This is a genomic window from Photobacterium sp. Alg240-V54 (assembly GCF_900537155.1).
Classification (GTDB): Bacteria; Pseudomonadota; Gammaproteobacteria; order Enterobacterales; family Vibrionaceae; genus Photobacterium.
Window position 1 is genome coordinate 1,018,798 of the sequence record NZ_UNRL01000001.1, and the last position, 20,509, is coordinate 1,039,306.

The following is a 20,509-nucleotide window of genomic DNA, read 5'->3' on the forward strand; positions in this document are numbered from 1 at the left end:
GTGAAAGTTGCACGCTGGGTTCTTAGAGGGACGACACTTGGCAACAGGTGTCGTCTACTCGACAAAAGCTTGCTAGAACGTTTGATCAATTCACTGTGATCACCAACCGATTCTGTCGTACCTTAACTACCACCTTGAGCCTCTAAATCACTCCCCCATTCGGCTTCTAATAGTGGTAGAATCTGCGCATCAGAATTATCGAGACACTCTATGTTTATCCATCACGTTAACGACATCGACTGGTTGGTGATCACCGCTTTTGAAGAACTAAAAACGTTATTTGTCGAAGATGCGGGTGCAATCCCCAGTTACTTCTCGACTGCCAGCGAATTGAGCCTAATAGATCAAGCTAAGCGCAGTTATGGCTATTTGCCGACACTTAGCGGTGTAATCACCGATACTGGCATATTTCAACGTCAGAATAACCAAGATGATTTGAGCCCACAGCTTGCTTGCGTAGTTGAAGGGCGTGGTCGCGTGTTTATCTATCATGGTGGCTTTGTGGCTTTTGTGGATGACGAGCAAACCTTTATTACTCGCATGGACTGAAAATTATTCAGTCACGTGAGCTCAAAAGTATTAGCAAAGAAAACTCGAATTTCACCTTTGTATGTACCTCACACTAATCGAACATTTTGGTTCTATTTACGAATGAGGTTATCATAGCCATTATATGTAAAATGAAGAGACAACATCATGCAACAAGAAGAATTTGAGATTTTAGTAAAACAATTAGCAGAGCTCGATAGCGTTTCAGCGATCCTAAATGCATTAAAAGAGAGTGAAGAGCCTGAAATTGCAGAAACAGCAGCAGCAATGATTGGTCACTTTAGTGTTGCTGAAATCGACGGACAACAGCGTATTTACCACGTTTTCACTCAAGAAAACGACCAAGGTGAAGAAGAAGAGTTTGCCGAGTGGGTAATGAATGCTAATGATGAATTAATGCGTTTTATCGCATGGTTCTTCTACACTACATTTGAAATTAACGATAAAGAAACCTACCAAGCTGCAGGTCGCTCATACACTCCAGCTAAGCGTAACTAATACGAATAATATTTAAACAGCCAATAGTGTTCTTTATTGGCTGCTTTTTTACTGCACGCTTATTGCTCTTCATCTTTAGCTCGTGGTACCCAATTACATAATGTTAGCATTTTGACTATTGCATCATATTCTTCTTTATTTTCAGTATCATTAAGACGTTGAAGGAAAAACTGCGACATCACATTGGTTGTAGTCATAATGACTCTCCTCTATAGAAACTATACTTAGTTTGCTAAAAAGTGCCGTCAAGAAAAACAGAACAACTGTGATTTTTCCCTTCCCTATTTCACTATTATCGATGAGATAACACTGATTAAAAACGTCGTGAATATAAAAATATGGAACTCTTTTCTGGTTTTATATTCCTTATTTAACTAAAACACCGTTATGGCAATACAGTTAAGGTAACTTGCCCAGCATCTTTTAGATAACGGTTTATTAGTAAGTCAATATAAGCTTTATCAATCTCGTCAACCACTGCTTGCGGCTCTAATACCGACCCAATAGGAAAACCATTAATAAAATCTCGGTGAACAAACCGAGCCCGCTGCTGCGGAAATTTATCATTATCAAGCATCGCTAAAACTAACGCTTTTTTATGTTCATCTAACTCAGTCTGTGAGACTCCAGTTTGATAAAGATCTTTTAGAGCAAGTTCTACCGCCTCAACGCCTTTATCAGCATCTTTTTTATCAGTTACGACATTAATCTGACATCGAGCATAATTACTTCCTGGGGTTGCAGAGCCACACCAAGCATTAGGCGAATAAGTCAGCGATAGTTCTTCTCTAACATTGTTAACCATTTTTCGCTGTAAAACCCTAGATATAAGATCTGATGCGTATATATCCTTAATATTAGGTTCAGTGGCCTCAAAGATAAAATCAAAGACTAGATCAGCACGATCTAATTTATTAATTTCCCTTTTTAAACTAACCTTCTTATTTAAAACGGGTTGTTTTTTAATTGTATATTGGTGTTTTTTACCTTTTGGTAAGCTACCTATATATTTTGCTATTAAAGCTTTAGCTTGCAACGGCTCAAAATCACCAATCACAGTTAATTTATACCCATTTGCATGACCAAATAACTGCTTATATACAGCTTCAACTTTGTCTTTATCAAGATCATATAACTGTTTAAGTGATAACTTACCTTCATAAGGGTTATGTGAAAACAAATCTCCCTTGGTTATGGATTGAAAGTTTGGATCATTATTTCTCGTCCATTGAATCATTGATTGCTTAACATGCTTAAACACGGTGTCATCAATTTTTCCGTTCAACATTGCGGCATAAATGCTCGACATCGCAAACTCTAATTTGTCTGCTGCCGTTTCAATAGTGAAGCCTTGGGTAGTATTACTAATATAAGGCGTTAACTGAGTATTATTAAGTTGAAATAATTGGGCTGTTTGCTGACCTGTCATCTCTGCCAAGCCACTGTTCAAATATATATCTGTAAGCGCAACAGCTGCAGCTCTAGTTTTAGGATCAAGCGCTGTAATGCCCCCTGGTGCTGAAAATTCTAAATACACTTTTCCATTGGCACTGGAATCTGGCTGTAATAAAGCTGCGACACCATTATCTAAATGTAACTCTTGCATATAATATTGAGGATATTCACTACTCTTAACAATTTTGCCTACGGCTGGTAAGTTGGCGATTAATGCTTTACTCGCAATGACTAAATTATCATTAGGTAGACTCTGCTTAGTCAAAAGCGTCTGCTGAATGTCAGCAATAATTTTAGCGGTATCTTGCGTCCCTGATCCTTGGGTATAAAATGCGCTAAATTGTGGTTTAACCAGTGTTTCACTCGTAAAGTTATTAATCTCATCTAAGCGTATTTTAGCTAAAAACTCATTAGCTAAAATATTATTTAAAGATGGAGAAATATTGGTTTTATTGTGCATTAATGAATTTAACGCTTCATTGATAATATCTACTGATTTTTTATTTTTATAATCAATATTGGCGTTTTTTGTCTGTGATGCTAATAACGCTTTTTGGTGCTTAAACTCTTCATTTGTGAAACCATATTGTTGTAATCTTGCAGCTTCACTTGCTAAAAACTTTATTGCTCCGCTTCTATTTTTAAAAGAGTTATCATGATTAACACCCAATGAATAAACCCACTTATTGCCGCCATCATTAGGTGTACCTATATAAGAAAATGCGTGATTATAGGGCATTTTTTTCAACTCATTAGTTCGCGTTAAACGATAATTGAGCAGTTGGTTTACAAACATAATTAATCTATTTTTATAATCATCATGGTAGGTTTTATATTTATAATCAGGCAAATTAAATACCAATGATGAGGTTTCTACTTTTATCTGTGGACTCGCGACTGTAAAAGGAGTTTGCTTGAAACTAGGTATGCGGTGTGGCTGTTTTAGCTGTAATTGATGCTCGCCTTTAAACGCTAAAAAATATTCATTAATTAACTGAACGGTAGTATTTTCTTTTACATTACCCACAATTAAAAGTTCAACATTTTCAGGGTGATACCAGCTATTATAATATGCTTTAAGGCCGGTTTGTGTGGCTTTCTCTATACTATTTACTGTACCTACTATTTTCTGGTATTGATATTTAGTCCCTTCACCAAAATTATCCATATATGCGATATAAGGATTATCTAATAAGTTGGCACGAGCATAAATTTCACCTTGAACAACGCCTTTCTCTTTCGTTATTTCAGCTTGATTTAAATTTATCTGATAACTTATATCAGCTAAGTATTGCAAAACTTGTTTTAATAATAGCTCGTTACCTTCAGGAATACTTAATTGATAGACTGTATTATCAAAACTCGTAAACGCATTAAGATCACGGCCAAACACTAAACCTGCTTGTTCAAAGAGTCTTATGATTTTATTTTTAGGAAAATTTTTGGTGCCATTAAAAGCCATATGTTCAAGCAGATGAGCATAACCTTGTTGCTGTTCTGTTTCTTGTACAGAGCCAGCTTTAATGCGTAGATATAACTGTATTCGATCACTTTGCTCATCAACAGGCAAGATATGGTACGTAAACCCCGTAATGAGTTTACCAGTGATCCAAGCTGGATCTTGAGGTAATAATGAATGATTACTGTCGGCTCTTGCATTACTTGAAACAACCATGACTATCAATAATAGCCCTAAGTATATGATTGCTCGCTTCACGGAAGGCTGCATATCATTACTAACTGCATCTAGCTCTACTGTATCAGCACTATTCTTTCTACAAAAAAGAACCGATATTATACTTAAATAATCATTAAATATTGTCACTATTACCACTTCACATGTTAAATACCTTGTAGTAATTATTCATGTTACTTTTTTAGTAATCTTTGAATGATTTGATTTTTGCGATGAAGTTCATCATAAAATCATGCAACACGTATCTTTACAAAAAATTACGTCTACTGATGTTATTCATTTTAGTCACCGGCATCGATTGGTCTTTACGAAGGCTCACTCATTAGACTGCGCTAACTCAAACAACGATAAAAATGCAATCGGCACTAACAGCTAATCGCTTTTTAGCCTACAATAACGACCAAAATATTATGATTCAGGTATAAACATGAAAATTTGTTCAGTTGAACTACGCAGCAATGAAGCTATTATTTGCCTATTAACTTTAGATGGCGGAATGATCGGTATTCCAGAATGCCGTACTCAAAAGTTCATTATGGATAATTCTCTTGATAACCAAAAAATGAGAGATTTCCAATTTGCATTTAAGAAACTACTTGATGACTACAAAGTTGAAAAAGTAGTGATCCGTACTCGCGAAACACGCGGAAAATTTGCAGGAAGTTCTGTAGGCTTCAAGCTTGAATCAGCTATTCAGTTAATTGATGGTCTTGATGTTAACTTTATGTCTAATGCAGACATCAAAGAGAAATTAAAGCGCAATCCTATGGCGATTGATTTCCGTGCAACAGGTTTACGTCAATTCCAAGAAGCTGCATTCACAACGGGTTATGCTTTTCTTGGTCGTTAATTAACGATATAAAACCAATAAAAAAACAGAAGTGTTTTTACACACTTCTGTTTTATCTCATCAAATTAAATCTTATTATTTTAATTTTTTTTGTTGTTCTAATTCATGCTTATCAACATAAATTAATTTACAGAACCCCAACAATTTCAATAGCGAAACAGCAATCAAAGAACGATAACTTTTATCACTGTGCGCAATGTAAGCAGATTCACTATACTTAGGCTTACCTTGAATAATTTCAGTCACTGGTAAATAGTCAGTATCTGGTTGAGATTCATCAATTTGACGTAAATCTAACACTTTCTGATCAACATTTGATAACGATGATATTGTCGCTAATGGTGCAGCTTTGATTAGATTTGTCATCACTGCAACGTTTTTGTATCCCAAACTGGTTATGGTTGATACAATTTTATGACAATATTGCTCATCACAAATAACTTCAATATCAATATTTTTATCTGGTAATAGAAGCTCTAACCAATATTTAAACCCTGCACCATGAAAACCAACAAAAACACTGTTTTCAATATGATGTTCAATAAATTCTTTCTCTGAACGAGTATCAATAATGATATGTTTTCGATCGGTAAATATATGCATTATTACATCCCTAATTGTATTGAATAATGACTGCACGCTATAGATTTTAACGCTTTGTATACGTTAATAAAACAATTAATCATCAGATAATAAAACCATATCAATGTATCTGTTTCACACAACGTCTAAATCACGTTAACCGTTGCTATTTCATGCCAACGACCGATATTATTTTGTTGTTTGATATATTGCTCGCTGTGTTTATCCATATAGAAATATGCGATGTTACTAACATTATGATGCTGTAAATAAGCACCATAGTTATTAATATAATTTTCGATACTATTAGTGTCTTTATCTCGCGTATTTTGAGTTTGGCTATCTAGTAGATATTGATTGTGATGATTAGGCATATATTGACCACGAGTATCTGGTATGTATTGATGATCAATCTCATTATTATTATTTTTATTAATTACAGCATAATATTGACCATTATCTGTTGTCATTTTGGTATCATTAGCTAATAACACTTTCGCTTTATGGGTGTTTTTTTCAACCAATCCTACATCAAGAAAATATTGGCCTTTTATTATTTGGCTACCAAGCTCGAAATTATCGGAGACTTTATATATCGGAGACTGATCTCCATAATCATCAGCAGGTAACCAGTTTTTAATATTAGCCTTAGAAGTATAATAACCAACAACATTACCGTCAGCCGTACGTAATCTCCATGTAACTGGATAATTTGTATAACTTGGTGCAACACCTAAATTTTGCCATTGGCTGTTAATGACTAATGTTCCATTTTGAGGAATATTTTGACTATAACTAATTTCATTAAGTTGATACCTATAGCCTAATTTATTTAAAAAATCGGTAACCAAAGGTTGGTATATATCAGGAATAGGATGCGATTTTGCATTAATCAATGATGCGTGCTGCTTTAGCGCAAAATCAAATGTTTGTTGTACTTGATCATAGGTAAGATCTAATGGGTTAGTAATATTACTCCAATCTTGAAGCGAGTTTTGACAAATTTCAAAATCAACCGCCGATTGCTTCCAACGTTGATTAAATAAAAAATCAGGTGCCGTGTTTGTTTTTATATCTGATGCGTGAGCAATAAATCCTGGGTAGCCAGCTTGCATTTCATTCCAACCAGGCCCCCAATCTCCCAGACAATCAACTCGCCAACCAAAACCACGGCTCGTCGCATAACTTAGAAAATCACCTTTATTTGTTCCTAGCATCGTTTTGGGCGTATGGGGAAAAGCATCAGATAATTCATTAATGTATGGCTCTAAGTCATGTAATGTATAGCCATTATCAACTAAACCTACACTATGGCTCGTCTTAGGTGCATAACCTGAAAGGTTCCATTCACCCCAGGTTCCAACCATCCCCATATCAATCCGTAATAATGTCTTGTTATTATCATAGCGTTTACCCAAAGCATCAACAAATTGCTTCATTCGATGAATAAACCACGGGTTTTTAAACATGCTTACTGCTTCTTTATCGGATAAATGACAGCTAGTACCATGCAAACCATGGCCATATAATTCTTGAACTAACCAACAAGGGATTCCACTGCTATCTTTATTCACACCAGCATCATAAATAGGATCATTTTTACCACGCAATGCCATAAAACGAATCACTACTTTTTTATTTACCGTTGCAGCAATTTTTAAAACGCTATCAATTTTTTCCTCAAGCATTTGTTTATTCAACTGCGGATCGGTTGCCGTTGTTAATTGATCCCAATACCAACGATAATACATGGTACTAGTATCAGGATAAGAGAGAATTGGCTTATCTTCATAAAAAGGATTTTCAGGATCATTACTCACCACGCGTTGTAATTCAGTAAAACCAATCCCGGGATTAGTTAATACTTTGTTACTTGGTTTAGGAATAACTGTCATTAAGTTATTTTCTATATTTATATTATGTGTCTGATTATTATTAACAGTGGGATTTAATACAGATGAAGCAATTAAAAATGAAAGTAATGTTGAACTCATCACGTGCTCTATAATAGGTGAAAACAATAAACAATGATTGTATATATCGCGCTATTATATTAACAAAACAAATAAATAATACTATAATAGTAATTATTTGATATAAAAAATGAGAGCAACAAAGATAAACAACAATAAAATTTTATAAATTACATGAATATCTGTTTTTTTATCAATGGTAACCACTACTTATATATAAAAAATACAACACTCAAAAAATAAATTTATTACTGATTTTAATCATAAAAATATGATATATTTTGTTATATTAATAATTTAACACCATACATATAAAGGGATTCATGGATAAAATAACTGAAATATTCACCTATTTATTAATGAATAAACTTCTTTTTACCATATTAATTATAGTAATTATTGCTATTGTTCGACGTCTTATCCTGTCTCAAGTACGTGGTGATGAGTTTTTCGTTACAGAAACACAACGAAAATGGATGTCTCGTACTAAAAACGGTACCTTTATTTTAACCCTGCTGGTGCTATTTCTATTATGGCGATCAGAAATCAATGAATTTGCATTATCAGTAACAGCGATTGCTGTTGCTATTGTTGTTGCTTCAAAAGAAATCATTCTTTGCTTTACCGGTTCAATACAACGCGCCAGTTCGCGCTCTTTTCGTATTGGTGATTGGATTGAAGTCGGAAAAATATGCGGTGAAGTAATTGAACATAATATGATGGCGACTGTGATTCAAGAGATCGATCTTCATCATGGACAATACGATTACACAGGCAAAACTGCGACGTTACCTAATAGTATGTTTTTTACTTATCCAGTGAAAAATCTCAACTTTATGAAACGCTATGTTTATCATAACTTTTCTATCGTCGTCAGAGACTTTGTTAATCTCTATCCTTTATTGCCGACAATTATTACTAAAATTGATCTACACTGTGAAGACTTTATTGATGTCGCTCGCCGTTATAATAGTGTGATTGAAAAACATGCAGGTGTCGATCTTCCTGGTTCTGAACCTCATATCCATATTAGTAGCTCAACAACTGGCGAACAAATCGTTCATTTTATGATTTTCTGTCCTACAGAGCGTGCAACCCACCTTGAACAAGATATTCGCCGTGATTTCATGGAAGAATATGAACGTACTTTTCCAACAAAAGCATAATTATTGATGGTAATTCAAGGTGAATTACCATTAATTTACTCTTCAACTATACATTGGTATCGGTTGCTACAGCAGCTTCAAGGCCATCATATAACGCAATAAATTGTTCAGTTAACTTATGCTTAGGCTCCAAATGTAGCATTGGACGCTGTTGGTAATGCGACTCTTTCATTTTGATCGATTGCGGTAAATAAGGCGTCAATATAGGAAAGCCAAGCGTTTTAATTTCTTCAATAATCTGTCGAGGAAACTTTGCTTGTGCGTTAAACATATTAACCACAATCCCTTCTAGCTCTAAATTACGATTATGATCGTCACGTAATTCGGCTAAATTATCCATAACTTTGATTAACGCTTGCTGAGAAAAATTATCACAATCAAAAGGAATAAGAAGCTTATGTGCTGCGATTAACCCTGACTTGGTATAAAAGTTTAAATTCGGTGGCGTATCAATATAAATTCGATCAAAATCATTTTCTAACGCATCGAGTACATCACGGAGTTTATATATTTTATAGCGCCGTTCTAGTTCAATTTCTAATTTATCAAGCTTTGGACTGGAAGGAATGATAAATAAATTATCGTAAGCTGTTGGTTGAGGATAATGGCTAATAGGTGTCGATACCGCAAACCATGACGCGGTTTGGTTTAAAACCTCAGCCATAGTTTTATCATTAGGCTGATTAATATCAACCCCTAAATAAGCACTACTATTGCCTTGAACATCAAGATCTATTACTAATGTCTTATAGCCTTTAGCTGCACTAATAGCAGCTAAATTAACAGTAATACTTGATTTACCAACGCCACCTTTTTGATTAAAAATAATCCTGCGCATTTATTTCATCCCTGATCAACGATAACTATCAACAACTATACACACTCATGCATATAGTTGTTAGTTAAAGATATCATTTGAATCAATATTGCATATGCCGTTGGCGGATTATTTATTAAACCTGATACAACTCTAATGGCAATCCATCAGGATCACTAAAAAAAGTAAATGCTTTATCGGTCAAGTCATCAATCCGAATCGGTTCAACCTCAACCCCATTCTGTTGCAGATAATCAACAGTCAAGGCCAGATCATCAACAGCAAAAGCTAAATGACGTAAACCTTGTGCTTCAGGATAGCTCAGACGCTGAGGAGCACCATTAAATGAAAATAATTCTATTTGACTATTATTCGGCAATTTTAGATCTAATTTATATGAATCACGATCTTCACGGTAGGTTTCACAAATAATTTCTAGTTGCAATAGTTGTGAGTAAAACGCTTTTGAACGTGAGTAATCACTACAAATAATCGCGACATGATGAATGGCTTTTAGCATATTATTCTACCGTTATTGTAGGGCCGTTAGGTACATCGATCATCTGAAAAGGCGTTATCAAATGAGGGTTATGACGAATATCAACGTGTTTGATTAATGTAGCACCATAATTTAAGTAGGTCAGTAATGGATTATGGCTAACATCTAGGGTTTTTAAACGGTTAAAACTGACATTAACAATCTTTAATTGCTGATTACGGCTAATATTTAAATGGGCTAATTTATTGTGCTCAACACTTAGCACCTGTAATTGTGGGTTATGACTAATATCGACATAGGTTAATTTATTTGAAGATAAATCTAATGTTGTTAAATGGGTGAAATAACGCACTTCTCGTGCATCTCGAACATTGAAATGACTACATTTTAATGTTGTGATTTGATCGATGTTTTTTTTACCTTGTGCAAATACACAACGTTTAAAATTGGGGTCAATAAATGTTAGCGATGTCAGCGTCGGTCGCACTTGTTGCGCACACCCTGCCAGTAGTGATCCAATGATAATGGCAACCATGCCTGACCATATACGGCGATTATTCACTCTTTTTTCCTTTATTAATCTTGTCGTAGTGGACGAATAACTGACTCTAATCCTTCGATTTTAAACTCTAGCGCTAGTGCCATTAATATTCCTAATTGCCCTTCTGGAAAACCTTTTTTTTGAAACCATAGTAAATATTCATCGGGCAAATCAATGAGTACCCGACCTGCATATTTACCAAATGGCATTTTCATATTCGCTAATTGAATCAGATGTTGTTTTTGAAACATAACGGTACACCAACGAGATTGAAAGCTATTTATGGCTGTCGTTATAAATAATGACAAACCTCGGACTTATGTGGATATTGCATAAATTATGATATGAAAAACTGTCCATATCCGTAAAAAATTACTCGATTAATAGCCTATAATTTAACAACTGAACATTTACATTTTTCGAGATCTTTGTCACACTTAGCGTCCGTTTTTTCACTGATACCAAACGGATATGATCGGTAATTAATTAACGCTTTTTGTAACTCTACCTATCTACTGATTACCAATCACTTAAATCTCAACACCTTAAAGTAAAATCACACAAAAGATTAAGAGAATATCCATGAGAAAAACGCTACTAACAACACTATTTATTGCAACCATATTAACGGGTTGTGCAAGCTCACATAAAAATGCAGCGGATCTTGTTAATACATGGACAGTTAGTTCAATCGATGGTTATACTCAGCCTATCGATGCCTTGGCGACCAAGTCACAACTACAGATTAATAAAAACCTTAATGTTAGCTACTCTGGCTGTAATACGTTAACAGGTAAAATACGCCTCACAACTCAAGATCTCACCACTAAAAATTTAGCATCGACTCAAAAAATGTGCATTCAAAATGAACAAGCGACTGTTGATGGCTTCGTAAAACAAATGCTTACTGGACCATCTAAATTTTTAGTCAACAATAATACTTTGATTTTAAGTTCAGCTAACCATACTGTTACTTTTAAGCGCGTCGTAAACAAATAACACGATTATTGTCCACAATAATACTATGATTATTGTGGCTTTTTTATGGCTGTGTAACAGGGGTGACTAATAATTCAGCCACAATACGTTTCAATAAAAAGGTTTCTCGCTCAATCGACATCCCCTTTTTATCAGACTCTTGCATGGTCTTTTCATTATGGGCTATTGCGCTATAAATGTTGATCCACACAGGTTTCATGCCATTTTTCTTTTCATAGTCTTCTAACCGTGTTTGTCCTAATTGCGGATCAATTTTGCACACATAACAAAATGATTCCATGTGGACGATATCATGTTCAGGTTTATACCAAGGTCGAAATTCTTCATATAAACCAAATGGTTCGATATCATGAATATTGGTCGCACCCGTTTCTTCTTCTAATTCTCGAATTAATCCTTGAACCTGATCTTCGCCTGCATCAATACCGCCACCGGGTAAGGTATAGTCATCATAACGGGCAGTATATAGCATCAAAATATTGTCACCATTAAGTACAATTGCACGGGTTGCTTGGCGGTGATATATCGTTAATGTCGGTGAATGAAGATCAGTATTGATTAGATCAGCATGAACTGATGATGTTAAAAAACGCATTACGGTTTACTCATTTAAATTTCAGACGAATATTCTACCCAATTAAACGTTATAAAACGAATCTAATTGGCATAAAAAAGCCCCCATTAAAGGAGGCTTAATGATAGTAAGTGCTTAGTTACCAGTTAAACAATTTATTGAAGAACCCTTCAACTTTATGCTTCACTTTTTCAGCCTGACAGTTCTGTCTAAGATCACCATGCGGATCCCAAATAGGCATTCTAGTGTTACCAGTACAACTTGGAATATATTCACCATCAGCGGCGATATTATAATTTTCAGCTTCAATATTTGCTGGTTGACGTAACAATAATGGCTCAGGTTTACGATGCTGAATATAGTCAGTATAAAGACGTAACGCGCCACTTGCGCCTGTTAAGTGAGTGCTCTTATTATCATCGCGCCCCATCCAAACCGTCACCACTTCACGGCCATCAATGCCGACATACCAGCTATCACGGCCATTATTGGTAGTACCGGTTTTACCTGCTAAATGGGTATTAGGGAACAATTTATTCAGTGAATGCGCGGTACCGAATTTAACGGTATCTTGCAATGCAAACATTGTTAGCCATGCCGCCTGTGGTGGTACAACTTCAGCCGCTTTGGGCCAGTTTTGATATAGCACCTTACCGTTTTCATCCACTACTGCATTTAAGGCTGTTAATGGCGCTAAATAACCTTCATTACCTATCCCTTGGTACATTTGAGCCACATCTAACGGCGACAATGTTATTGAGCCTAAAAATAATGACGGTACTTGAGGAATATCATCACGTGGAATCCCTAATTTGGTCAACGTATCTGTTACCTTATCGACACCGACTGCCATACCTAAGTTAACGGTTGGTACATTATACGATTTAGCCAATGCAACAAATAATGGCACCTCACCACGATACTTACGATCATAGTTTCGTGGACTCCATGTTGCACCATCATGCATCTTAATCGATAACGGCTGATCCTTTAATGAACTCGCTAAGCTAAATCGTGCCGGATCTTCTAATGCTGAAAGGTATAACGCTGGCTTAATCACCGAGCCAACTTGACGCTGGGCATTAATTGCACGGTTATAACCCGCAAACCCTGGTTTATCACCGCCAATCATAGCGCGGATTTCACCAGTGGTACGATCAACAATGACCACCGCTGTTTGTAGATCTTTACCCGCGCGCTTTTGTACTTCAGGCATCACTTTTGCCACTGCAGCTTCGGCTAATTTTTGTGATTGAGGATCAAGTGAGGTAAAAATGCGCAACCCTTTACCAGCCTCAAATGCGGCGCCTGCTTTTTGTTCTAGTTCTGCTTTAATTTGATCGAAATAGGCAGGCTGACGTTTTGCCAGTTGGCCTTTTTTCTGAATATCTAGCGGCAGTTTAATCGCGGCTTGATAAGCTTTATCACTTATTTCACCGTCTTTATTCATTAACTCTAACACGATATTTCGGCGATCTTTAGCACGCTCGGGATGACGCCAAGGATTGTAATAAGTCGGCCCTTTTACCATGCCAATTAACAATGCTAATTGATCAACCCGTAGCTCTGATAATGGGCGATCAAAATAATAACGTGATGCTAATGCAAAACCATGTATACCGTGGCCACCAAACTGGGCAAGGTAAACTTGGTTCATATAAGCATCAAGTACCTCTTGCTTGCCATAACGAGTATCAATGATAATCGCCATGTAAGCTTCTTTAAATTTACGCCAAAATGTACGCTGACTACTTAAAAACATGTTTTTTGCTAACTGTTGCGTTAGCGTACTACCGCCTTGTACGGTATGACCCGCTTTGATATTGGCAACAAATGCTCGCGCAATACCCACTAAAGAAATACCATCATGTTCATAAAAATGGCGATCTTCAGTATCGATTAAACCCGCAACGAGTAGTTTCGGCATTTTATCTTCAGGTAAATAAATACGTTGCTCATCTGAATGTGCTTCAAGCATACCTAACATCTTTGGATCGATATGTAAAAAGCCGAGCTCTTTATTAGAATCTAAATCCATGATGCGGGTGATACCGTCATTATTAAATGACACTGAAACGTGACGCGCGCCTTCAGGACCTTCCTTGAAATTAAATGGTCGACGGACAAAATCAACTTTCCAACCATTGGCCGCATATTCGCCACTCTGATCAGGCTTAGCCACTTTTTGATAGCCTAAGACTTTAAGTTCATTCACCAACGTATTGTAAGTTATTGGCGCACCTGGCTGTAATGCCATCTCACGCGCATAGACAACGGAAGGTAACTGCCATAACTGACCAGCAAACTTAGCACTAATTTGTTGGTTTAAGTCATAACCTAAATAAGCCATACCCGCAGTACCTATTAATGTTGCACCAATTAAGGCACGCACAATAACACTACGTTTTTTCTTCATTTGGGGTACTTGAGGGGGTGATTGTTGATTATTTGACGTCATAAGCCTGTTCAATGTAATAAGTTTGTCATTACCACTTCATATATCTCTGTGGCAGCCAACGTATATTGGTAAAGTATTCGCTTAATGATACCAGTGTCTGCACACTGATTTTAAAATAGAAATACTATAACTTAATATGTAAATTTGGTTGTCATCACGTTGTCAGATATTTTATTGCTAATCTATCAGTTTGGGTTTTATTAGCCTTTTGGGCATAAATACTCCAAAATACGCATCTTTATTTATTCGGCTATGATCAATCCTGATCGGCGTCGTGGTATCTGCGAGAAATTATATGCAACGTGATTACACTTTAAACTGCCTTTTAACCATGCCGCGACATGAATTAGAAGAATTTAGCCTTCGCGTAATAGGTCGTATGGTACCAGAAGATGTGATGCAGGAAATCTTTACCTTTGATCAAGAAGAAATTGATAGTGAAGAGCGTCTAAAATCAACCCAATTTGATGCGATGCTACGAATGACAGCGGTTGCATTAGGGGAAGTGAATATTGCGTTTTCTGATTCTGATAATGCTCAACAAAACAGTGAGCGTATGATCCGCTTATTGTTATGGCATTTTTATGCTATTTCTTTTCAGCTTGAAGAAGCGGTTACCCTAGAACAGCATTGTGCAGAAGTTGAAAAAATTCTTACTAACGCACCAGATAATGCGTTTGGTTGGGTTAGTGTTTTAACAGAGTTATTGCACCGTTATGCTAGCTTAAGTGAACAAAAAAATTAATTAAAGCGATCTCTCATATGATCGATCGTCTACTGTGATGCTAGATAACAAAAAGGCGTACCCTTCTAGGTACGCCTTTTTTAATGCTTAATTGCCGATCTTTACCGTGAATTGCATATCACTATTAATAATCGAAATCGCTATACTCCGGACTATCGAAACGCGAACGTGTCACACGACGTTTCTTCTTACCACGAGATTGCAGATCTAAATCCTGAAAATCATCTCCAAACTCAGAATTGAATTTTGATTTGCTGCCTTTGTGAAATTTTTGGTTTAACTTAGCCATTTGCGTTTCCTGAACTACATCCAGAGTAGATAATTATTAAAATAGAACACAGGCAATTGTAATGTTCTATTGTGACAAAACAGTACTAAGTTAATGTAAAAAACATGACAGACAATCCGGTCCATGATTCATTGTTTCTTACCCTAGTAGCATTTTTTCTTAGACTAATTCAGGAATTCACTTCCGTACAACAAGTTATTTTGCTGGTAACAACAAATTGTTTCAATCAAATGCTTTCGATCACATTCTTGAATGGTACATCGATAATTGCATTAATTAATGCTTCTTTATCATTAGCTTCACGCCACACCACATACAGGCTCTGCTCCATAATTGGTGCGTCTTCAACAACATACAATTCGCCTAACGCAGCACTGCTTGCAACAACTGGCGAAGGAAAGTAGCCAACACCGCCATTAGAAAGAATATAATCAAGCGCCATCTTACAAGAGTGGGTATGTAATACTGGCGTACGCTGTAATTCAGGTATACGACTGTGCTCGACTGAGAATCGCGTTCCCCAATCAAGGTAAATAAGTGGCATATCGCGCACACTATGTACATTACAGTGCGGCTGATTAGTCACTAACTGTAATTGGTAGTCACGTACTTTTTGAACATGTAAGTTTTCAATTTTTGGCGGCTCACTGGTAATAAACAAATCAATACTTTTATCAAACAGACGTTTCGCCATTCCTTCTCGTTTGACCGATTCTAACCGTAAAGCAAGCCCCGGCACTGTCGCGTAAATACGATTGATCCAAGCAGAAATACCATCAAACTCCCAAAATAACGGTGATGCACCAATCGTCAATTGCGTATTTAAGCTATCGGTTAATGCTACATCTTGTTTGGCTCGTCCCCAAGTTTGCAAAATAGCTTCAGCATAAGGCTGCAAACGTTCACCCGCGGCGGTAAGGTGCACATTTCCGCGTTGACGGGAAAATAACGGATTACCTAATTGTGACTCAAGTTGGCGAATACGAAAACTAACGGCAGATTGCGTCAAATATAAGTTATCGGCAGCACGACCAAAGTGACGTGTTTTGGTAACTTCCAAGAACGTTTTAAGTAATTCAGTATCCACGGCAAAATTCTCAATAATAAGAGTAGGTTAAATAAAAAAATAACGGTATATATAAGTTATTATATCGCGAATAGATTCAATGTTTATATCCATCGAAATAGTACAACCTATTAGCGCTGAATATTAATCAAATATTTTCATCTTAACAATAAAAAATAATTGATTTACAAGCTTGCAAGTCTGGATAAATATCAGCTCAAATCACATCAAGGACTTTATGAATGAGAAGTGAAGGTAAATTTTACGACGATAAAAATTTCCCGCGCGGCTTTAACCGCTCAGGCGTTTTTACTATTAGTGAAACCAGCGTATTAGAGAACTATGGACGTTCTATGCGGGCTCTTTTTGACGGAACAACACAACCTATTGATGAATCTGAAGTTCAGTTTTTAGCTGAAGTACAAGGTCAACAACAAGCCGTGTCAGAGTTTGGAAAATGCTGGATTAAATACCTAAACCATACCAGTCATAAAACACGTAGTTATACATTATGTGTTTCACAACGCGCTCATACAACCGGCTCATACGGTGACGATGATGATAGCGATAGTGGTACTGATAACGATCTCGATTATTAGTTTTCACTTTTAAAAACGGATTTTTCAAAACAGTCGCCAATAAAATGAAGCCATCCCACTTAGTGTGATGGCTTATTTCTTTATATTAGCCTGTATAATTTAACAGGCCTCTTTTTGGTATAGCTATGAAAATTTGTTTTGTTATGTATCCGTGGGAACGCGTTGAAGCAGAAAACGATTCTACTTTACGTTTGATTCATGAAGCCGCAAGCCGCGGTCACACGGTTGCAATTACAACACCGAGTAACTTAACCATGCGCGACAGTATGGCAATTGCTTTCTGTAACGTATTAAAAAAGGGTGAAGTCTCAAACAATATTCCAAGCTTCTACCGTAAAGCTGAATTTAATAACGCCGAGTTACCACTCGCGGGCTTTGACGTTATTTTTATGCGTGCTAACCCACCATTAGATACCATGGCATTGAACTTCCTTGATTCAGTGCGCGACCATACTTTTATCGTTAACGATATTGATGGTCTACGTGTCGCAAATAACAAACTTTATACTGCGTCTTTACCTGATCCAAACAAAGAATTTATTCCTGTTACTCACGTCTCTAAAAACCGTGATTACCTTGAACGTGTTCTTGATGAGTCACCACAAGATCGTATGATCCTTAAGCCATTAAACGGCTACGGCGGTAAAGGCGTGATCTTGGTTGAAAAAAGTGCCAAATCAAGTGTGAAATCACTGCTTGATTTCTACATCGGTGATGATCAGAACTACGTTATTCTGCAAGACTACATTGAAGGCGCAGAACAAGGTGACGTGCGCATTATGCTGCTAAATGGTGAGCCTATTGGTGCTATGCGTCGTATTCCTGCAGAAGGCGATGTACGCTCAAATATTCATGCAGGTGGTCGCGAAGTAAAACACGTTTTAACCAAACAAGAATTAGCACTTTGTAAGCACATTGGCCCTAAATTGGTACGTGATGGTCTTTACTTCGTTGGTTTAGATGTAATTAACGGTAAATTAGTAGAAGTTAATGTACTAAGCCCTGGCGGTATTACGCGTATTAACCGTTTAAATCGCGTAAAACTTCAACGTAATGTGCTTGATTTTGTAGAAAGTGTGGTGATCGCTAAAGAAGTTGGCATCGCCCGCAAAAATGATTTTCGGAAGGTAATTGCAGATGCAGCTTACTGAGTTAGAAATTTTAGAAAAAATTCGTAATCTTACGCCATTTGAAGCGCATCTTGATGATGGTAGCCTAATGATTCGTATTAGTGAATATCAGCCCTACATCGCAACAGCGGTCCATAACGGTCACAATCTGCGTCAATCATTGCAAACACAATGTGCGTTGACAGAAGAAGAACGTTACTTTGAAGAAGATCCCTTTACTGGCGACTTCATCTCTTCATTGCCGATTGTATTGCAAGGCGAAGATTCACGTTATGAGTATGATCTCAATCGTGCACCTGAAAACTGCATTTACGATGACGCATGGGGCAAAAATGTTTGGTTAACGCCGCTAAGCGACGCTGAACGTGAAATAACCTTGGCTAAACACCAGAGTTACTATCGCATTCTACAATGCTTAGTTGAAACATTAGAGCTGCAATTTGGCTTGTGCTTAATTTACGATATTCATTCGTATAATTACCAACGTATTGATACTGCAACACCAACCTTTAATGTTGGTACCATGCAGGTTAATCGTCGCCGCTGGCGCAAAGAAATTGATGTTCTGCTAGAAGGGCTTAACAGTGTTGAGCTGCCTAACATTGATGTTACTGCACTGGAAAATGATATTTTTAAAGGCCTTGGCTACCAAGCTGCTTTTATTAAGCAACACTTCAAAAATACCTTAATTATGCCGATTGAGGTTAAAAAGATTTTCATGAACGAAGAAGGTGGTGAAGCCTACCCTCTTGTTATTGAAAAATTGAAAGAATCGATGAAGACGGTGATCACAGAACATGCTGCGTTCACGATCACCAAGCGTACCAAAGCCAAAGGGCTAACTGGTAGCGATGTACTTGCATCAAATCTTTCTAAAGAAGTGATCAACCTTGACCGTCAGTTGTATAAAATAGCGCGAGGTATTAATACCCTTAGCTATATTAACCCAACTAACCTCAAGCAAGAAAAAAGACGCTTTTTAAGTAAGCCATACAGCTACCAGCCACAGTTTACTTACCGTCAATTGGATTTGGATCCGTATAAATTCCGTGAGCAATTATATCGCTTACCGGTTGAAACGATCCGTGATGCTGACGTACAGAAAATGTACCGTAAAGTTATCGATCAACTTGCTGTACGTATTGATCTATTATGCAGTATTGGTACTGATGAATTTTTATATAATTCGCTACGTTATTACGGTCAGCCAGATGAACGAGATATTGCCAACGCTAAATTTATTTTGCATGCGTGTGAATATAAAGAGCAGCAACCTGCGAATATCAGTGCTAAAGAAGCAATAGAAGCCTTTAAAGTGGCTGCGGCTGAATATGACATCCCTTGTAAAGTGGTTGCATCAAAGCAATTGATTGCACGAGCAATGGTGAGCGGCAAGGTTATCAAGGTCAATCCAAATAGTCGCTTTACTCAAGGTGATCTAGATGCATTGATCCATCATGAATTAGGTGTGCACCTTGTCACTTCAGTCAATGCTGAAAGACAGCCACTTAAAATTTTGCAATTAGGCTTACCGGGTAACACTCATACTCAAGAAGGCCTAGCCATTTTATGTGAACACTTATCTGGTAGTTTCCCGCTGCACCGCCTTAAAACATTGGCGTTACGCGTGGTTGCCGTAGAAATGATGGTTAATGGCGATAGCTTTAACGACTGTTTTAATAGCCTACGTCATGATTATGCGATGTGTGATGACGAAGCGTTTACTATTACAGCACGTGCTTATCGTGGTGGTGGTTTTACTAAAGACTTCCTCTATCTACGTGGCTTAAAAGATGCGATTCAGGCGTATAAGACTGAAGACTTAACCTCATTATTTATCGGTAAAACAGGGTTTGAATTTAAACCATTACTTGATGAATTAATTGAGCGCGGTATTTTAAAAGCACCAAGCTATATGCCAAAAGCATTGGCCATCGAAGCTGATATTGATCCTGTGATGGACTTTATGCTTAATTCTATTCGTTAATAGTGAAACATTAACAACAAAGTTTGTATTTCGATA

General features: G+C 36.9%; 21 protein-coding genes. 9 read left to right on the top strand and 12 right to left on the bottom strand.

Features of this window, described 5'->3' with window-relative positions; all coding sequences use genetic code 11:
* Positions 1 to 210: 210 nt before the first annotated feature.
* Together G6R09_RS04385 and G6R09_RS04390 are read left to right on the top strand one after the other, a co-directional pair.
* Positions 211 to 549, top strand: a complete 339-nt coding sequence (locus tag G6R09_RS04385; RefSeq protein WP_065166593.1) for a cytosolic protein — start codon at positions 211 to 213, stop codon at positions 547 to 549.
* 147 nt (positions 550 to 696) lie between these two features.
* Positions 697 to 1,047 (top strand): hypothetical protein, encoded by a 351-nt coding sequence (locus tag G6R09_RS04390; RefSeq protein ID WP_065166592.1) that lies wholly within the window; start codon positions 697 to 699, stop codon positions 1,045 to 1,047.
* 59 nt (positions 1,048 to 1,106) lie between these two features.
* On the opposite strand, the gene G6R09_RS19825 is transcribed toward G6R09_RS04390, so the two are convergent.
* Together G6R09_RS19825 and G6R09_RS04395 are read right to left on the bottom strand one after the other, a co-directional pair.
* Positions 1,107 to 1,244, bottom strand: coding sequence for a hypothetical protein (locus tag G6R09_RS19825; RefSeq protein WP_181315007.1), 138 nt, complete (start codon positions 1,242 to 1,244; stop codon positions 1,107 to 1,109).
* 188 nt (positions 1,245 to 1,432) lie between these two features.
* Positions 1,433 to 4,327: a pitrilysin family protein gene (locus G6R09_RS04395; RefSeq protein WP_163920708.1), complete on the bottom strand. Its 2,895-nt coding sequence runs from the start codon at positions 4,325 to 4,327 to the stop codon at positions 1,433 to 1,435.
* 298 nt (positions 4,328 to 4,625) lie between these two features.
* On the opposite strand from G6R09_RS04395, the gene G6R09_RS04400 reads away from it, so the two are divergent.
* A complete protein-coding gene (locus G6R09_RS04400; RefSeq protein ID WP_060996745.1) occupies positions 4,626 to 5,048 on the top strand; it encodes a DUF3010 family protein in 423 nt (140 codons plus the stop codon).
* 75 nt (positions 5,049 to 5,123) lie between these two features.
* Here G6R09_RS04400 and G6R09_RS04405 read toward each other — a convergent pair whose 3' ends face one another.
* Entirely contained in the window at positions 5,124 to 5,651 is a 528-nt protein-coding gene (locus tag G6R09_RS04405; protein WP_163920710.1) for a rhodanese-like domain-containing protein, read from the bottom strand.
* 125 nt (positions 5,652 to 5,776) lie between these two features.
* Positions 5,777 to 7,624: a DUF4832 domain-containing protein gene (locus G6R09_RS04410; RefSeq protein WP_163920712.1), complete on the bottom strand. Its 1,848-nt coding sequence runs from the start codon at positions 7,622 to 7,624 to the stop codon at positions 5,777 to 5,779.
* Positions 7,625 to 7,926: 302 nt separating this feature from the next.
* Here G6R09_RS04410 and G6R09_RS04415 point away from each other — a divergent pair, with 302 nt between their 5' ends.
* On the top strand, positions 7,927 to 8,769 hold the full coding sequence (locus G6R09_RS04415; protein ID WP_065166588.1) for a mechanosensitive ion channel family protein: 843 nt from the start codon (positions 7,927 to 7,929) through the stop codon (positions 8,767 to 8,769).
* A 46-nt stretch (positions 8,770 to 8,815) separates the two neighbouring features.
* Here the strand turns inward: G6R09_RS04415 and G6R09_RS04420 are convergent, their stop codons facing one another.
* From G6R09_RS04420 to G6R09_RS04435, 4 genes are all read right to left on the bottom strand, one after another.
* On the bottom strand, positions 8,816 to 9,607 hold the full coding sequence (locus G6R09_RS04420) for a ParA family protein (RefSeq protein WP_065166587.1): 792 nt from the start codon (positions 9,605 to 9,607) through the stop codon (positions 8,816 to 8,818).
* A gap of 115 nt (positions 9,608 to 9,722) precedes the next feature.
* Entirely contained in the window at positions 9,723 to 10,106 is a 384-nt protein-coding gene (locus G6R09_RS04425; RefSeq protein WP_163920713.1) for a VOC family protein, read from the bottom strand.
* 1 nt (position 10,107) lies between these two features.
* On the bottom strand, positions 10,108 to 10,647 hold the full coding sequence (locus tag G6R09_RS04430; RefSeq protein ID WP_082955621.1) for a leucine-rich repeat domain-containing protein: 540 nt from the start codon (positions 10,645 to 10,647) through the stop codon (positions 10,108 to 10,110).
* Between the two features lie 14 nt (positions 10,648 to 10,661).
* Complete coding sequence (locus G6R09_RS04435) at positions 10,662 to 10,877, bottom strand: DUF3820 family protein (protein ID WP_060996750.1); 216 nt, start codon at positions 10,875 to 10,877, stop codon at positions 10,662 to 10,664.
* A gap of 331 nt (positions 10,878 to 11,208) precedes the next feature.
* On the opposite strand from G6R09_RS04435, the gene G6R09_RS04440 reads away from it, so the two are divergent.
* Entirely contained in the window at positions 11,209 to 11,625 is a 417-nt protein-coding gene (locus tag G6R09_RS04440; RefSeq protein ID WP_065166585.1) for an META domain-containing protein, read from the top strand.
* A gap of 43 nt (positions 11,626 to 11,668) precedes the next feature.
* On the opposite strand, the gene G6R09_RS04445 is transcribed toward G6R09_RS04440, so the two are convergent.
* Both G6R09_RS04445 and mrcB read right to left on the bottom strand, forming a co-directional pair.
* Positions 11,669 to 12,220, bottom strand: a complete 552-nt coding sequence (locus G6R09_RS04445; protein ID WP_065166584.1) for an NUDIX hydrolase — start codon at positions 12,218 to 12,220, stop codon at positions 11,669 to 11,671.
* A gap of 118 nt (positions 12,221 to 12,338) precedes the next feature.
* Positions 12,339 to 14,657, bottom strand: coding sequence for a penicillin-binding protein 1B (mrcB, locus tag G6R09_RS04450; RefSeq protein WP_065168421.1), 2,319 nt, complete (start codon positions 14,655 to 14,657; stop codon positions 12,339 to 12,341).
* A gap of 295 nt (positions 14,658 to 14,952) precedes the next feature.
* Here mrcB and G6R09_RS04455 point away from each other — a divergent pair, with 295 nt between their 5' ends.
* On the top strand, positions 14,953 to 15,402 hold the full coding sequence (locus tag G6R09_RS04455) for an exoribonuclease R (RefSeq protein ID WP_163920715.1): 450 nt from the start codon (positions 14,953 to 14,955) through the stop codon (positions 15,400 to 15,402).
* A gap of 124 nt (positions 15,403 to 15,526) precedes the next feature.
* Here G6R09_RS04455 and G6R09_RS19830 read toward each other — a convergent pair whose 3' ends face one another.
* Positions 15,527 to 15,691 carry a hypothetical protein gene (locus G6R09_RS19830; RefSeq protein WP_162840651.1) on the bottom strand — a complete coding sequence of 55 codons (165 nt, stop codon included), beginning with the start codon at positions 15,689 to 15,691 and terminating at the stop codon, positions 15,527 to 15,529.
* Positions 15,692 to 15,917: 226 nt separating this feature from the next.
* Positions 15,918 to 16,778, bottom strand: coding sequence for an HTH-type transcriptional regulator HdfR (gene hdfR, locus G6R09_RS04460; RefSeq protein WP_065168423.1), 861 nt, complete (start codon positions 16,776 to 16,778; stop codon positions 15,918 to 15,920).
* A 221-nt stretch (positions 16,779 to 16,999) separates the two neighbouring features.
* Between hdfR and maoP the strand changes: the two genes are divergently transcribed.
* The 3 genes from maoP to G6R09_RS04475 all read left to right on the top strand — a co-directional run bounded on the left by maoP (position 17,000) and on the right by G6R09_RS04475 (position 20,473).
* Entirely contained in the window at positions 17,000 to 17,356 is a 357-nt protein-coding gene (maoP, locus tag G6R09_RS04465; protein WP_065168424.1) for a DUF413 domain-containing protein, read from the top strand.
* Between the two features lie 125 nt (positions 17,357 to 17,481).
* On the top strand, positions 17,482 to 18,507 hold the full coding sequence (gene gshB / locus G6R09_RS04470) for a glutathione synthase (RefSeq protein WP_065168425.1): 1,026 nt from the start codon (positions 17,482 to 17,484) through the stop codon (positions 18,505 to 18,507).
* Positions 18,494 to 20,473 carry a flavohemoglobin expression-modulating QEGLA motif protein gene (locus G6R09_RS04475; RefSeq protein ID WP_065168426.1) on the top strand — a complete coding sequence of 660 codons (1,980 nt, stop codon included), beginning with the start codon at positions 18,494 to 18,496 and terminating at the stop codon, positions 20,471 to 20,473. Before gshB ends, G6R09_RS04475 begins: the two co-directional genes overlap by 14 nt.
* Positions 20,474 to 20,509 lie beyond the last annotated feature (36 nt).

Bases quoted from the DNA above. Each gene is read 5' to 3' on its own strand.
- G6R09_RS04410 (WP_163920712.1), bottom strand. From the start codon at position 7,624: ATGAGTTCAACATTACTTTCATTTTTAATTGCTTCATCTGTATTAAAT.
- G6R09_RS04445 (WP_065166584.1), bottom strand. From the start codon at position 12,220: ATGCGTTTTTTAACATCATCAGTTCATGCTGATCTAATCAATACTGAT.
- G6R09_RS04405 (WP_163920710.1), bottom strand. From the start codon at position 5,651: ATGCATATATTTACCGATCGAAAACATATCATTATTGATACTCGTTCA.
- gshB (WP_065168425.1), top strand. From the start codon at position 17,482: ATGAAAATTTGTTTTGTTATGTATCCGTGGGAACGCGTTGAAGCAGAA.
- G6R09_RS04390 (WP_065166592.1), top strand. From the start codon at position 697: ATGCAACAAGAAGAATTTGAGATTTTAGTAAAACAATTAGCAGAGCTC.
- G6R09_RS04440 (WP_065166585.1), top strand. From the start codon at position 11,209: ATGAGAAAAACGCTACTAACAACACTATTTATTGCAACCATATTAACG.
- mrcB (WP_065168421.1), bottom strand. From the start codon at position 14,657: ATGACGTCAAATAATCAACAATCACCCCCTCAAGTACCCCAAATGAAG.
- G6R09_RS19825 (WP_181315007.1), bottom strand. From the start codon at position 1,244: ATGACTACAACCAATGTGATGTCGCAGTTTTTCCTTCAACGTCTTAAT.
- G6R09_RS04425 (WP_163920713.1), bottom strand. From the start codon at position 10,106: ATGCTAAAAGCCATTCATCATGTCGCGATTATTTGTAGTGATTACTCA.
- G6R09_RS04415 (WP_065166588.1), top strand. From the start codon at position 7,927: ATGGATAAAATAACTGAAATATTCACCTATTTATTAATGAATAAACTT.
- G6R09_RS04455 (WP_163920715.1), top strand. From the start codon at position 14,953: ATGCAACGTGATTACACTTTAAACTGCCTTTTAACCATGCCGCGACAT.
- G6R09_RS04400 (WP_060996745.1), top strand. From the start codon at position 4,626: ATGAAAATTTGTTCAGTTGAACTACGCAGCAATGAAGCTATTATTTGC.
- G6R09_RS04420 (WP_065166587.1), bottom strand. From the start codon at position 9,607: ATGCGCAGGATTATTTTTAATCAAAAAGGTGGCGTTGGTAAATCAAGT.
- G6R09_RS04475 (WP_065168426.1), top strand. From the start codon at position 18,494: ATGCAGCTTACTGAGTTAGAAATTTTAGAAAAAATTCGTAATCTTACG.
- G6R09_RS04385 (WP_065166593.1), top strand. From the start codon at position 211: ATGTTTATCCATCACGTTAACGACATCGACTGGTTGGTGATCACCGCT.
- maoP (WP_065168424.1), top strand. From the start codon at position 17,000: ATGAGAAGTGAAGGTAAATTTTACGACGATAAAAATTTCCCGCGCGGC.
- G6R09_RS04435 (WP_060996750.1), bottom strand. From the start codon at position 10,877: ATGTTTCAAAAACAACATCTGATTCAATTAGCGAATATGAAAATGCCA.
- G6R09_RS19830 (WP_162840651.1), bottom strand. From the start codon at position 15,691: ATGGCTAAGTTAAACCAAAAATTTCACAAAGGCAGCAAATCAAAATTC.